This window comes from Sphingobacterium cellulitidis, from assembly GCF_043187465.1.
GTDB classification, from domain to species: Bacteria; Bacteroidota; Bacteroidia; order Sphingobacteriales; family Sphingobacteriaceae; genus Sphingobacterium; species Sphingobacterium cellulitidis.
In genome coordinates this window covers 2,500,868-2,515,405 of the sequence record NZ_CP171136.1, presented here as the reverse complement: position 1 = coordinate 2,515,405, position 14,538 = coordinate 2,500,868, and the positions used below count along the sequence as shown (strand labels likewise).

The window sequence follows — 14,538 nt, the reverse complement described above, 5'->3', positions numbered from 1 at the left end:
AAGAAATGGCAAATAATATTAAAGCAGTAGCATGGGCTATGCGTTACCATAAAGTTGTCTTTTTAGTAACGGCGTTACTTCTACTAGCGGGAATTGGTGGGCTTCTCTATATGCCCAAACAGGAATATCCAACTGTAAATATAAATCAGGGGATTATTGCGGGAATATACCCCGGAGCTAATTCAGAACAGGTCGCAAAACAACTGACCAAACCTTTGGAAGAACATCTTTTCAAATATAAAGAAGTAAAAAGAAAGGCTACCTATTCACAGTCTAAAGACGGTATTGTTTACGTTTACATTACCTTGAATGATTATGTAAAAAACAAGGATGAGGTATGGGCAAAAATAAGACACGGCTTAAATGAACTTAAACAGGAACTGCCTCCCGAGGTATTGGCGCTGGTAGTAGATTCAGAGTTCGGTGAAACTTCAGCTTTACTGTTTTCAGTCGAGTCCGAAAGTAAAACTTACCGACAGCTTGAAGGCTATTTGGAGAAAATAGAATCGAGACTAAGACAGGTACCCGAAGTTTCAAAGTTGACAAAATCAGGAGAGCAGAAAGAAAGGATAGCCATCTATCTAGATAAAGGAAAAATGGCAAAAAATGGCATTCAGGTTCAGGAAATCGGAGAAGTACTCTATACACAAGGACTGAAAGGGTATGCAGGTGATATAGATAACGGAGATATGTCAGTCCCAATCTATCTAAATACTGCGAATCAGACCGAACAGAACATTGCCAATCAAATTATCAGGGGTGATGGACAAACGGATATACTTCGGTTAAAGGATGTAGCGAATATTGTGAGAGAATATCCTACACCAGATAATTTTATCAAGAATAACGGAAAAAAGTGCTTGTTGATGTCTGTCGAAATACAGACAGGGAATGATATTACCCGTTTCGGAAAGGAATTAAACTCCATCCTTTTAGAGGAAGGAGCCAAACTTCCTTCCGATGTTAAAATCAGTACCATTGTCGATCAATCAAAAGTTGTACAAAAATCAGTCGATGAGTTTCTGATCGAGATGCTTATAGCCATAATCTCGGTTGTACTTGTTACTGTATTTTTTATGCCCGTACGTGTTGCAGCAGTAGCAGCTACTTCTATTCCCATTACGATTTTTATCTCATTGGGAATTATGTATGCAGCAGGTTTCGAATTAAATGTTGTTACGTTTGCAGCACTCATAGTTGTACTCGGTCTTATCGTAGATGACTGTATCGTTATAGTAGATAGCTACATTGAGCATCTTGATGAGGGCATGTCCCGCTGGCATGCATCAATTGCAGGTGCGGGAGAGTATTTCAAATCTCTGGTTTCTGCAACACTTATCATTAGCGTTACGTTCTTCCCCTTTCTTATCACACTGAAAGGACCGAATAAAGACTTTATGTTTTCTTACCCGTGGACGCTTACAATCACACTCTTTGTTTCTCTTGCAGTAGCCTTGTTTATCATTCCTTTTATGCAGTATATCCTGATAAAAAAAGGTTTGCATAAAGATAAGGAAGACACCAAGAAAAGTTTTCTTGACCGAATTCAGTCAGGTTATGATAAGCTTCTTCCGGTATTCTTTAAACGTCCGGTATTAACCCTATCTATCTTAATTACTTCTGTGGTGTTGGCTATGTTAATGCTGGGAAATGCCAAGATGAGAATGATGCCTATTGCTGAACGTGATCTATTTGCAGTAGAAATTTATCTTCCACAGGGCAATTCTTTGGTTCAAACCGAAAAAGTGGCTGACAGTCTGGAAAAAGTCTTGAAAAAAGATGATAGGGTACTATCCATTACTTCTTTTATCGGAGCAAGCTCCCCTCGTTTCCATTCAGGTTATTCACCCAATATGCCTTCGAAAAACTACGCTCAATTTATTGTTAACACCAAATCAAATAAAGCTACAGAAGAAATACTGAATGAATATGCAGACAAATATGCCTTTCATTTCCCGAGAGCTTATGTTTTCTTTAAGCAGCTAGATAATGAGGTAGTACGCTATCCTATAGAAGTAAGATTGACAGGTGCCGATGAAACCACATTGAAATCCATGTCTAAAGAGCTGATCCGTGATTTATCTAAAATGGATGAATTCCTTTGGGTACATAACGATGCAGAAAATCCATCGTCGTCGGTACAGATAAATATAGACCAACAACTTGCTAATCGTCAGGGAATCTCTAACAATTCTGTGGCACAGGAACTTGGTGTGATTAATAAAGGCTTTGATATAACAAATGTTTGGGAGGATGACTACAAGATGAATATCACGTTGAGAGGTGAAGTAGACAGCCTAAGGCAACTTAATCGTTTAGGTGATATATATGTGCCAAACATGGCTGGTGTATCTGTACCGTTGAATCAAGTTGCCGAAGTTTCGCCTGCTTGGAGAGATGGACAGATAAACACACGCAATGGCATTTATACGATGTCTGTACTTGCCGATCTTAAGCGAAATGTAAATCCAAATGATATATTTCCTAAGGTAAGTACCTTGGTAGATTCCCTTCTTAAAAAAGATGACTATAAGAATGTTGAAGTTAAATATGGTGGTGTTTCAGAATCAAATGAAGAGTCAGTTCCGCAAACGCTTATTGCTCTGTTGATAGCCATATTCATCATCTATTTTGTACTTGTTTTTCACTACAAGAAAATCAGTCTGGCCAACCTGACGCTGGCATCAACCGTACTCTGTTTTTTCGGTGCCGCATTTGGAATATGGGTAACCGGATTTGAATTCGGAATGACTTCAGTTCTGGGATTCGTATGTCTAATCGGTATTGTAATGAGGAATGGTATTATCCTTTTTGACTATGCTGATAAGCTTAGAAAAAACGAGAAAATGACAGTAAAAGAAGCTGCATTGGAAGCTGGAAAAAGAAGGATGAGGCCAATTGTATTGACTTCGGTAGCCGCTTCAGTTGGTGTAATTACGATGTTGGTTGTTGGAAGCCCTCTCTGGGGACCAATGGCAGCTATCATCTGTTTCGGAGCACTATTCTCCATGGTCTTTATATTAACAATCCTGCCTGTTTCTTATTGGCTCGTTTACAGAAAACAGGATACTAAAATCGTAAAATAATGAAATCTCTTCACTATATATTTTTTGCCCTTCTTTTTTTGGCTACAAGTGCTGCTTCAGCACAGACTACATATACGCTGGAACAGTGCAAAGAACTCACGTTAAAGAATAACAATGCGCTAAAAGCTGATCGTTTGTCTATGGAGGAAGCATCTTTAACTAAAAAGGAAGCTTTTACCAATTATTTTCCAAAAGTAAGTGCCTTCGGATTAGGTTATCATCTTAAAGAAGGAATGATTGGCAAAGAATCCGCAGAAATGATAAACATGCTTGGTTCAAGTTTTCCGGGAATGCCCAATGTAAGGGACAGGAAAAATGGCTATATGCTAGGTATATCTTTAGAACAGCCCGTTTTTACAGGAGGACAGATTTATTATGGAAATAAATTAGCAGAGTTAGGCGAAGATGTCAGTAAATATCAGACTCAGGAAGCTGAAAAGAATTTACTAGTAAACGTAGAACAATACTATTGGACATTAGTATCCCTATATGAGAAACGCAAAACTATTGATGTAATGAAAAATCTAGCTGATAATCTTTTCAGCGACGTTAAAGTTGCTGTAGATGCAGGCGTTACAAATAGAAACGATTTATTGCAGGTACAGTTGAAACAGAACGAGATAAAGACAGCTAGTGTAGAACTAGAAAACGGTATCAGTTTATTAAAAATTCAGCTTGCACAGTTAATGAATGTAGATGGTGGTCAATTCGAAATAGAAACCAAGGATCAAGAGTATATTTCCAATCCCGTTACTCTCCTTGTGGATCATAACCAGGCCGTAACAAATACGAATATGCACAAGCTCCTAAGTAAAAACATTGAAGCTAAACAACTGGAAAAGAAAATAGAACGTGGTAAATTGCTTCCATACTTTGGTGTTGGAGCTGGATATTACCAATACAATGATATTTTTAAAAATAGAAATCCGTCTACTATGGTTCATGCAACTTTAACCCTTCCCATTTCAGACTGGTGGGGCGGTTCTTACAATCTCCGTAAAAAGCAAACTCAGATAGACAGGGCAGAATACGAGAAAAAAGATACTGATCAAAAGCTATTTGTGATGTTCCAAAGTTATTGGAACAAATTAAATGAAAATTACAATAAGTTACTATTGGCCAAACAGGCCATTGAGACAGCTGAGGAAAATGTGCGAATAAATAAAGACCAATATCAGAATGGGCTAAGCATATTAAGCGATCTTATTGATGCCCAGTCACTATTACAACAGAGCAGAGATCAGTACACAGAAGCATACACGGGATTTCTAGTTGCTAGATACCTCTATCTTAGAGAAACCGGAAGATAAATTATACAACAATGGATAAAAGCAATTTTAAAAAGACACTTGGTTTTATATTCTTTGGCATCACGCTCATATGCTGGGTTGGTGCACCCATAATACCATTTACTGATATCCCTAATAAGGCAATTGTGACAACAACGGTGGTTATTGTCGGCGAGGTATTTTTTGTATCAGCTATTGCACTTCTTGGAAAAGAATATTGGGGTAAAATCAAGCAGTGGTTCAAGAACTTATTCAGTAAGAACACCAAAGAAAACTAGGTATATTAATAAATTTTAAATGGTTCACTAATCAATAAAAATGAAAACATGCAAAAGAGCGTAAATTTTACAGTAATATTTTTGACAGCATTTCTATTTCTTATCTGCTCAGCTTATGGGCAGAATAAGGAAGATAAATTTACAGGAAAGTGGCTTTCAAAAGATAAAATGATAGTCGAAGTCTACAAAGTAGGAAAAGGTTTTAATATCAAACAATTAGAAGCTCCCAAACAGAAAGAAAAGTTAAATAATGGAAAAGTAGTGGCTAAGAACATACTTGAAACATCAAAAGGTGAATATAAAGGAACTTCAATTGACCTAAACGACGATAAAGAATATCAAAGTATGTGGATTATCAGTGATGGTGATGGAAAGAGTTTGACATTTAAGCTTAAATGGGGATTTATTTGGCATAGTGAAATTTGGACGAAATTATAGACTTAGTAATATAAATTTTAAATGTCAAATGATTGTATGTAATAATTTAAATCATTGGGAAAATGATCCCATCTAATAATAGGTGTTGTATAATAATTGCTTTTTTGTTTTTTTTAGCAACTACGTATTTTCTCAAGACACCATAAGTAACAGCTATAGAGATAAAATAGAGATTACTACTTCATTTGGACTCAGCATCCCGCGTTCAGATTTTATGAAGCATAGTAATATTGGTATAAGAACGATGACTGGCTTCCAATATCGGTACAACAAGAGTATATTCTTCAGAGCCGTATATGAGATATCACTTTACAGTTTTACAAATAGTAGATCAGTCGATGGATTTTCCGTTATAAACAAGGGGAATCGCTCTTTAATCGGTGCGTTCGTAGATATCGGATCAAATACAGTTATTGGTGACAGAATTGAAATTGGGGGTTTTACTGGGTTTGGTTTATTATGGCTCACAAGCCCTTTTACCGAGGTTCAGGGAAGTGTTGCCAGTATCAATACGCGCTCGGAAACAAAAGCTTACGAGACTTATAGATTGGGTGGTTTTGCATCATATCGTGTTAATAAAAAATTTGCATTGTATATCGAATTACAGCATTTCAATGCTCTACGGCGTTCTCATGTCTTTGACAGTAAGCTTGGTGGTACCAATATCGCTTTAGGTTTTCGAACGAATTTGAGCAATCAAAAAAGATGACGGAACGTCAGTAAAAGCTCTTAGTAACAAAAAATAAAAGATTATGGATAAAGTAAATTCTAAAAAAATAAAGATCAACTGTTCTGTGGAGCAGGTTGTAGATATTTTTTTTCAGCTACATAACGAGCTCTATTTTGAGGGTAAGCCGTTAATCGGTGGCAATCCTGAAGACTTGGCAAGAATAATTACGAACTCTTTCCTAGACAGTGAAGGCAAAGCGCTAGATCCCTCGTGGGTTAAAACAATGTTAGTTCCACCGACACCTAGCAGGGAGTATAAGGTATTTATAATGTAATTCCTAAGTCAGATAAAGTCTCAAAAATTACGGACTAGAGACACTAATAATGTCGAATAATTATAATCTATAAGTAGGAAGGGGAATTGAATAATGATAGTAAATAATAAAATTGGGATTACACTTTCAGGAGGTGGGTTTAGAGGAATAGCTCACCTTGGTGTTCTCCAATGTATGGAAGAGTTAGGAATCTCATTTGATGCTATTTCAGGTGCAAGCGCAGGTGCACTTATTGGTGCCTTTATTGCGGAAGGCTACAGTCCTGCAGAGATTTTCAAATTTGCAAAAACAGAAAAGTTTTTCAATTACACAGATTTATTTCGAGGTAATGGAGGAATGTTCAGTCCAGATATATTTGAAAGGATTATTACCAAATATATCCCTCATAACAGTTTTGAGCAGCTCAAAGTCCCATTATATGTTTCTGTTACTGATTTGAGTAATGCTCGGTCGTTGGTGTTCAATCAGGGCTGCCTAAGTTTGGCAATTAAATCTTCATGTTGTTTCCCTATGGTCTTTGTCCCCGTCAATTATCATAATGATACTATATTATGCGATGGAGGTATACTAAATAATTTTCCTGTTGAACACATAAATGCAACATGCGGAAAGAGTGTTGGAGTGGATGTAAATTCTATTGAGATTGCAAGGGGACATATGGGATATGGTGAAATCATGGACCGCATTATCCGAATAATTACTTCAAAAATAGATAAAGAAGGAGCAAATTACTGCGACGTCTTTATACAGCCGGGAGAACTTCGAAAGTTTTCAACTTTCGACACAAAACATATGGATGAAATATATCAAATAGGATATGAACATGCTAAAAAATTTGAAGATGATTTGCTGTCTTTAAGACAGGATAATAACTGTTGAGTATAAAACATTAGTAGACTATTGCCTATTGGATAAATATCATATTAAGTTTCATAACTCAAAAATCGCAACAATTTAATAGATGAAAAAATACTGTTATGAAAAATTACAGCAGCTAAATGACCACCTAAATGATTTATCATGTGATAAAACAATGTTGCTTGCAGAAGACGCAATTGAAATTGCACAAAAAAAACTCAACGAGGTAAAGGAGTTTATCATTGAAAAGGGTTTTAAAGATGCTAATGAAGAAATCTGCTTTTTTAAGAAGATAAAACCGCAGTTTGTTGCTAAGTTGATTTATTACAACGGTATTTATAAGATTGAGGCTAAAATCCCTTATGGTGGAGATAAGGTAACGAAAAAGTATCTAAAAAATGAGATTACAAAATTGAAGCTATATTTTGATAATAATCTTGAGTTTTACAAATATTACAGAACAAATAGTACTTACCTAGATGATAAATATTTTTTGCGAGGGAAATATGATATCAAACTAAGCTTAGATAGTTATTATTTTGAGACAGATCATAGATTCTGTACTAGCCATGATTATAAAGTTGCAAAAATTTTAGCAAATGATCTTATCCAACTATATATTGAAGACAGAATTTTTGGGCTTTCAAACATTTCAAGTGCAAAAAGTCCACACTATTCTTTGAACTGGACAGGAAGTAAAGCTGCATTAGTTGAACTTATTTATGCCTTGCAAGCTCAGGGGGTATTGGATTATGGTCATGCTGATATCAAACAGATCTCAAGAGTGTTTTCAAGAATGTTTAATGTAGATATCGGTGATTTTTATCATACTTATTTAGAACTACGTAATAGGAAAATCAACAAAACCAAGTTTCTAGACTCTCTTAGAGATGTTTTAAGCAAAAAAATGGATGAACAGGACGATAAGTGAGAGTTTATTTATATTTACGCTAAAATGTATTTTTAGTACTTATATTTTTTGTCATTGAAGCAGTTAATTCTGGTAGCTTAGCCTCATTTTGAGTATCTTCCTGTTTATTTGATTGGGGTGTAATGGATAGTTGAATCTTACGGTCGATTGCGGCAAGTTCGGTTTTAAGCTCGCTCAGTCGACATTCTTTTGTCCATATACCATCCACTACTCCCTGAAGTATTGGAATATCTTTTTGAAAATCAGTTATATTTTCTTGCTCTTTAGCGATATAGGATGGTAGTTTTTCCAGTGCCCGCAAAAAATTCATTGAGGCAGTTTCCGGCTCTTTCGCCATTATTCCATTATTGAATGTATATTTTATATTTCCTTCGCCTTGTACAAAAAAACGGTTCACTCGAATATCGACTCCATCTTTTTCTGACATTTCGGTTTTTACCAATAATTGAAAACCATATAAACTTCCGATTTCTTCATAATCTCCACCTGTTCGGGATTTATCTGTTAATTCATTAAGGTTAGTACCTATTTGCTTGATGGTAGCAGTAGCAGGAAGACCTGTGAGCTGAATAGCGTTTACAATCGTACCATCCTGGTTCTTTTGAATACGTTGTTGCAGATTACTCCAATCAAGACTCATACGATCATGTCGCGACTGAGCTTTGTTAAGCTCTGCTGTGAAATCTTCAAGTTTATATTTAGCACTATATTTTGACCTATTAAATGCCTGTTTCTCACTTTCCAAGCCTGCAATTTGCTTTTCTACTTTCGCCTTGTCTAAAAGGTCAGTATTTCCTGATAGAATTGCTACGTATTCAGAAAAATTCATTCCTGACTTTTCATCCATACTTCCTTCATCAATAGTTCTCTTACCGAGATTATTTGATTTTAGCTGGTCTATGAATAGTTGTTTGTTGAACAATAGATTAAACTTATAACTGTCCAGTGATTTTTCTACGGCATAGATGACCACATCCACTTTATTATCGGCAAAATGCTTGGCTATTTCATTGCCTTTACGAATTGCCCGACCATCTCTTTGGGCAAGATCACTAGGTCTCCAGGGTGTATCTAAATGATGTATAGCTACAGCTCTCTTCTGTGCGTTGACTCCTGTTCCAAGCATACTTGTAGAGCCAAATAGTACCCGAATTTTACCTTCATTCATTCCCTTAATCAGCTCCTTACGTTGATTATCTGTTTTAGCTTCCTGTATGAAACGGACTTCGTGAGCAGGAATACCATGTGTTTCTACCAGTTTTTTCTTGATTTCAGAATACACGTTCCACTCTCCGGACTTGTAGGTCCCCAAATCAGAAAAAACGAATTGTGTTCCTTTTTGTGCATTAAACTTTTGGTAATATTTGGCGATATTATCGGCACAGTGCGAAGCCTTGTTATCAGGATGATCATAATAAGCACCACTCACCATACGCATATCCAGCGACATTTTACGTGCGTAGTCTGTTGCAATGAGCATTTTTGCTTTTTCTTCCGTTTTAGATAATGGCGGTCTTCCAAGCAAGGTAGCATCCCCGGATTTTGCAAACTGCATCAGGTTTTGTATAAATTTTGCCTGGTCTGGTGTAGGTGGAATATTGTACAGTATTTCCTTTTTCTCCGGTCGGTCAATCCCTATATCCTTTGCTGTGCGATAATCTGTAATTTCAGAATAGAACTGAGCTAGCTCCGGTACTTTAATAAAATAACGAAATCGTTCCTTTGCCACAATATTATTGGCTACAGAAAATTCATAATCCGTAGTTTTTCTTGCATAAATAGCCGCCCATGCATCAAAACAGTTTATACCTTGTTTTTCTAATGCCCTTGGTCTAAGATATTTGAATAACAGATACAACTCCGTTAAAGAGTTACTGATGGTGGTTCCCGAAAGAAAGGTAGCTCCCATGTCGGCATTGGTACGATCCTGAATAGTACGTATAGCAAACAATAAGTTCAGGGCTTTCTGACTACCATCTACATTTCCCAATCCTGCTACACGACTATGTCGGGTATTAAACATCAAGTTCTTAAACTGGTGGCTTTCGTCGATAAACAGATGATCTATACCCATCATTTTAAAATCTACAATATCATCTTTTCTATTCTCAATATCGTGTTGCAGCGTTTTAAGTTTTACTTCGAGGTTTTCTTTCCTTTTGATAGCTCCTGCAAGCATACCTCTTGTTACTTCAGCACCTTGCGATTGCATAGCATCAAGATTTCGTTCTACATTATCCAGTTCAATTTCAAGAATTTCCTTTTGTACTTCGGGCGATTGCGGTATCATTCCAAACTGATCATGCGTCAATATCACGCAATCCCAATCATTGTTTTTTATATCGCCAAAGATTCGCAAGCGTTTTTGAGGTGTAAAATCATCTTTCCCTGGAAACAGGATTTTAGCATGCGGATATGCAGTACGATAGGCTTCTGCAATCTCATGAACATTGCTTTTCAAACCAATGATCATTGGCTTATGAGCCAAACCCAGTCGTTTCATTTCCTGTGCCGCTGTACACATTACTAAAGTTTTTCCTGCACCGACTTCATGGTCGCAGATGGCTCCGTTATTCAGCTTAATCATCCAAACGGTATCCTTTTGACTTCCATAAAGATCATTTATGCCCAAAGCCTTGCGATCCAGACCAGGAAAATCCTGATGGCTTCCATCATAATTGGGGCGGACAAAACAATTGAACTTATCATTATATTGATCTGTAAGTCGTGTTTTGAACTCATCGTTTTGAGCATGGAGCCATTCAGTAAAGGCTGTTCTTATTTCATCAATTTTACTGTTTGCCATTTGTATGGCTTCCATATCCCTTACTTTAACCTCTTGATCTCCAATCGTAACTTTTTTAGTAATATCGGGTGTCGTGTTTACTAAAGCGTGTTTCAGTAACGCAATTCCATCAAATGTTCTGCTTTCCGATTTTACGGCATATTTTTCCCAAATATGTTGATTGCCCTGTTTAGAGGTTACGGAAAAATCATCTGAACTATCTGAATAGTGTATTCTTACTTCTGTGTCGAAAAGATGTGAGGCAAAGCGTGCGTAGATTCCGGACGGTATCCATCGCTCACCTAAATTAAAATCAAGTTCTTCAAACTCTATTCTTCTTGGTCGGGATTCTTCCAATATAGTTAAGCTTCGTGCAGCTTCTTTATCCTCAGGATTATTTTCAACATGGCTTCTAAGTTCGTGTGCCTTTTCAACCACATTTCCTGCAATCCAACGTTCCGCTATTTCGTATTCATTAGCTAACGGATTGTAATAAATACGGTCATTCAAGGCTTCTTTAAGAGCATCGGCAGACATACTGCTGATTTCAGACATGTATTCCAGATCTACAGTTCCGTATTTGTTTAATGAAGCTGCTAATGCTTCTTCTGGATTGTCCGTTGCCAGTGTAGAGATGGAAAAACTAACAGGATGACTAAATACATCGGCTTTATGTATCACTCCACCAATTGTACGTTCCAGATACGGTACTTCTTTCCCCGCACTATCCGTTTTAATAAGCTTAATATTATCAGCACTATTCAGGTTACCATACTTTCTTACAAAAGCATCATACAAATAGTTAAGGGTTTCTCTTTCTGAGTTATGTTCGGTTTGTTTCTCTGCTTCCTTTTGATAAAGATCTATGTAGGTATCCCTTATAGCAATATAGGCTTCAGCTCTTGCTTTCTGTGAAGAAGTCAATTGCAAAGGATGGAATATACCTGTTTTGTCAACTTTGTCAACATTTTGTAAATGACCAACCCAGCCATTGTTTACCACAAGGCAGTCATTACGGTGAAATGCTTGTATTTCCTGACTATACAAAGCAGGCTCTGGAAGTGTGTTTTTTAGAACTAGCTTATCAACAGTATCTTTTTCGTTTACCTGCGAAAATAAATCTCCGATTAGCTCTCTTGGCTCATTGTTTTTAGGTTTACTTATAGATTCATTGTTAACAGGCTGTACATAGGGTTGTTGCATACCACCACTGAAAAGATTGGTTTGCTTTCCAATCGGAGTACGGTTTCTGTTAAACTTTTTCTTTTGACTTTGGGCTGTTTTCTTTGGTGGTGCAATTACTGTTATAGACTCATCATCATTGCCAAATAAGTCAAAAATACTCAGCTGTTTTAGTTCTTGTGGCGGTGAAATTCTTTGTTGTTCCTGTTGGGTAATTGCTGATTCAATTATAGGAGGTGTAAAAATTGGTGTAACGGGAATTTCTATTGCCGGCTCCTCATTTCGTTCACCTTTGTATAAAGCTAAGTTTAAATTCCTACCAAAGTCTTTAGAAAGCATTTGTGTTAGGTCTTTAGCAATTCCATTTACACCATCATTGTGTTTATAGATCAAAGCGGGCTGTCCGTAAGGGTCAGTATCTAATTTACTTTCAGTATGTACAATCCTGCTGTTATTATAAAATAATGCATTCCCTGGTGTATTGTATACAGTCTGTTGACTTTGGCAAAACAGTTCTTCTGCTTCAGATAAGCTTTGCTTAATTGTATTCTTTTGTAGGATTATCAAATCAGAGCCTACTTCTGTGCCTGCATACTCTGTAAATAAGTTATTTGGCAATCGGATAGCTGACACCAAATTGTTGTTTTCCATTAATGCTCTACGTATCGGCTCATTCTTAGGACTATTTAATACTCCTTGCGAGGTAATGAAAAACTGTAAACCTCCTTCCCGAAGCATATCATTCCCTTTCAAAAAGAAATAGTTATGAATACTTCTGGCTGCTTGTACTTTTGCATAATCTTTACTTCGGGAATAGGATAAATCAAATACAGCAGTATCTCCAAACGGAATATTACTTGCGATTACATCATAGCTGTTCTGTTCTTTTTCGGAAATTTCCTCAAAGCCACTTACACGGATATTACTTTCTGGATAGAGGTGTTTTAGTATCTTCCCGGTTAATACATCTTTTTCATAGGCAGTAACCCTAGTCTCTTCGTTATCTGCAAAAGATTGTATGAATGCACCAATACCTGCTGATGGTTCCAGAAAATTCTGTATTTTAAGTCCACTATCTTTCAGAGCAAATGAGATAGCATCTATAACCTGTGGTGGTGTGTAAAATGCTGTTAGGACAGAGCTTTTCATACTGTCCACATATTTTCTGTACTGTTTATCATCAACGGAATTCTCCATTAATAGTTGGTGTAATTCCTGTGTAATTGGAAAAAGATCATGTTCGTTTTTTCGCCAATGATTGATATCTACTTCACTGGAGATAGGGTTCAATACGAACTTTAGACCACCAAATCCGCTATAATGCATCATTAGCAGTCTTTCGCCTGCGGTAGCTTGCCGCTGTTCCTTCTCCAATTTAAAAGCAGTACGTAAGGCTTCAATATTCTGTTGGAGATGAAGACGTTTACTGAAGCCCATTTTCCTCTATCCAGATTGAAATGGTACCGGTTATTTCTGTGTAGAGCTCATCAAACTCATGACAGTATGCGAAATCATCGGTTAATTCATATTTCAAGAAAACAGATTCACAGACGGGAAACATTTTTAGGGCAAATGGTTTCAATTCTTCATCTGCCATTAAAGCATCAAACTCATTGCAAACCACTTGAAAAATGGTGTCGAAACGGGAGAAATGTAAGCCTTCAAATAATATGTAATTGGCAATTTCACTACATTGCTCTATAGCGTTGCCCGAAAGAAATGCTCCTTCATAAGCATTTGCTGCCCATGAAGATCGTTGGTCAATAAATTTCTGGTCGCTTGCTTTTTCGGGGAAGCTGCTGTTAAGGTGTTCTTGCAGTCGTAGTCTGAAATACGACAAGTCTTTTTGCAGTGTACTCATGGTAAATTTTATTTAGAATTTTTGCGTAAATCCTAAAATTAGAGCAGTAAGGCAAAGTTTTTATAGAAGTGGTAGGATTTGGCTTTGAGAGGTAGGATTTGGCGTAATATGCAACGAGAATTTCAATCATCTGAGAGGTTCCAGATTTTAAGAGACAAATAGTCTATTAAAAAAATTATAATGAATTTGCACAATCAAATACCGTACGGTATATTTGCAATATGGTAAGATCAGAAAAAACACGACAATACATTATTGAAAAAACAGCTTCAATTTTCAACAAAAAGGGATATACAGGGACGTATTTATCCGATTTGACTGATGCAACAGGCTTGACAAAAGGTAGTATTTATGGAAACTTCAAAGACAAAAATGAGGTTGCTGTAGAAGCTTTTAGATACAATTACAAATTCCAATCTGAAAAAATACTCGGCAAAATAAATCAAATAGAGCATTCAGCCGAAAAAATGATTGCATTCTTAGGTCATTACAAAACGGAATTTAAGCCAATATTCCAAAACGGAGGTTGTGCCATCTTGAATACATCCGTTGACGCAGATGATGGAAATGATTTGCTAAAAATGGAGGTCACTAAATCAATCCAAAGTTGGCACAAGACCATTGTCTCCATACTGGAAGATGGTGCCAATAAAAATGAAATAAAAAATTTGGATGCGAGTGTTTTTGCATATCGGTTAATTGCTCTGATTGAAGGAAGTATTTTGCTAGCAAAAACACTTGAAAAACCAGAAATATTGATGGAAAGCATCGATTTTTTACAGTCTGAAATTAATAGTCTGAAAATTTAAATAAAAAAATTTGAACA

At 36.6% G+C, this 14,538-nt stretch carries 11 protein-coding genes; 9 read left to right on the top strand and 2 right to left on the bottom strand.

Annotated features, from left to right (window positions below):
- Positions 1 to 5: 5 nt before the first annotated feature.
- From ACF3OC_RS11150 to ACF3OC_RS11115, 8 genes are all read left to right on the top strand, one after another.
- Positions 6 to 3,086, top strand: coding sequence for an efflux RND transporter permease subunit (locus ACF3OC_RS11150; protein WP_392469223.1), 3,081 nt, complete (start codon positions 6 to 8; stop codon positions 3,084 to 3,086).
- Positions 3,086 to 4,396 carry a TolC family protein gene (locus ACF3OC_RS11145; RefSeq protein ID WP_058699772.1) on the top strand — a complete coding sequence of 437 codons (1,311 nt, stop codon included), beginning with the start codon at positions 3,086 to 3,088 and terminating at the stop codon, positions 4,394 to 4,396. The genes ACF3OC_RS11150 and ACF3OC_RS11145 overlap by 1 nt, the downstream gene beginning before the upstream one ends.
- Before the next feature lie 11 nt (positions 4,397 to 4,407).
- Positions 4,408 to 4,653 carry a transporter suffix domain-containing protein gene (locus ACF3OC_RS11140; RefSeq protein ID WP_058699773.1) on the top strand — a complete coding sequence of 82 codons (246 nt, stop codon included), beginning with the start codon at positions 4,408 to 4,410 and terminating at the stop codon, positions 4,651 to 4,653.
- A gap of 48 nt (positions 4,654 to 4,701) precedes the next feature.
- Positions 4,702 to 5,091, top strand: coding sequence for a DUF2147 domain-containing protein (locus ACF3OC_RS11135; protein WP_058699774.1), 390 nt, complete (start codon positions 4,702 to 4,704; stop codon positions 5,089 to 5,091).
- A gap of 214 nt (positions 5,092 to 5,305) precedes the next feature.
- A complete protein-coding gene (locus ACF3OC_RS11130) occupies positions 5,306 to 5,800 on the top strand; it encodes a hypothetical protein (RefSeq protein ID WP_058699775.1) in 495 nt (164 codons plus the stop codon).
- Between the two features lie 43 nt (positions 5,801 to 5,843).
- Complete coding sequence (locus ACF3OC_RS11125; RefSeq protein ID WP_058699776.1) at positions 5,844 to 6,095, top strand: hypothetical protein; 252 nt, start codon at positions 5,844 to 5,846, stop codon at positions 6,093 to 6,095.
- Between the two features lie 93 nt (positions 6,096 to 6,188).
- Positions 6,189 to 6,974, top strand: a complete 786-nt coding sequence (locus ACF3OC_RS11120; protein WP_058699777.1) for a patatin-like phospholipase family protein — start codon at positions 6,189 to 6,191, stop codon at positions 6,972 to 6,974.
- An 82-nt stretch (positions 6,975 to 7,056) separates the two neighbouring features.
- Positions 7,057 to 7,884 carry an RteC domain-containing protein gene (locus tag ACF3OC_RS11115; RefSeq protein WP_058699778.1) on the top strand — a complete coding sequence of 276 codons (828 nt, stop codon included), beginning with the start codon at positions 7,057 to 7,059 and terminating at the stop codon, positions 7,882 to 7,884.
- A gap of 19 nt (positions 7,885 to 7,903) precedes the next feature.
- Here ACF3OC_RS11115 and ACF3OC_RS11110 read toward each other — a convergent pair whose 3' ends face one another.
- The gene (locus tag ACF3OC_RS11110) at positions 7,904 to 13,288 is read right to left on the bottom strand and encodes an N-6 DNA methylase (protein ID WP_058699779.1); all 5,385 of its coding nucleotides are present in this window, start codon (positions 13,286 to 13,288) and stop codon (positions 7,904 to 7,906) included.
- Positions 13,275 to 13,712: a DUF1896 domain-containing protein gene (locus tag ACF3OC_RS11105; protein ID WP_058699780.1), complete on the bottom strand. Its 438-nt coding sequence runs from the start codon at positions 13,710 to 13,712 to the stop codon at positions 13,275 to 13,277. The genes ACF3OC_RS11110 and ACF3OC_RS11105 overlap by 14 nt, the downstream gene beginning before the upstream one ends.
- 221 nt (positions 13,713 to 13,933) lie before the next feature.
- Between ACF3OC_RS11105 and ACF3OC_RS11100 the strand changes: the two genes are divergently transcribed.
- Complete coding sequence (locus ACF3OC_RS11100; protein ID WP_058699781.1) at positions 13,934 to 14,521, top strand: TetR/AcrR family transcriptional regulator; 588 nt, start codon at positions 13,934 to 13,936, stop codon at positions 14,519 to 14,521.
- The last annotated feature ends 17 nt before the right edge of the window (positions 14,522 to 14,538 follow it).